At 45.6% G+C, this 581-nt stretch carries 1 protein-coding gene; it reads left to right on the forward strand.

The features are described from left to right. Nucleotides 1-581, forward strand: a 581-nt coding sequence (locus ACYVTD_RS15705; RefSeq protein ID WP_461248630.1) for a hypothetical protein, incomplete at both ends; no start/stop codon positions are given.

Here is a 581-nt window from a genome sequence, read left to right on the forward strand (position 1 = left end):
GCATGGAAGCGGTACAGGGCTTCCCAATGCTTACGGGGCTTTCGCTTTCTTCCGCTCCAACAGCATTTATGGGAAAACTTTACCTTTGCGATGAAGACGGCAAAGTTTATTCGATAGACGCGACAGGTAAGCAGAGCGTTTGGGAAACTTCGTTTACATCGGCTCTGCGTTCTCCGCCGTCTTTCCTGTCTGTTTCGGGAAAAAAAGGAAATGTTGTATACACCGCAGTTTATCCAAAAAGTTTCTTTGGGGAAATGTGGCTACTTGACGGCGAGGGAAAAGCATTACCAAATTGGCCTAAGCCAATATCAGTAGAAAAAAATGATGAAGAGGGCGGCAGTTTCGGCATCGGTTTTGGCTCTCCGCATTTATTTTCGCAGAACAATAAAGTTTATGCCGCCTTTGTAAATCAATCGGGGCAACTTTTAGTTTACGATGAAGATGCGGCTCTTGTTCCGCCGTTTCCCGTAACGCTTGACGGCGTTTTCTACCAACAGCCTGTTTTTGACGGAACGTATCTGTGGCTAGTTTCGTCTAACGGAACATTTTTCCGTGTAAGTTTAGACGGCGAAGTTTTGTAT

This window comes from Treponema sp. R6D11 (assembly GCF_054786075.1).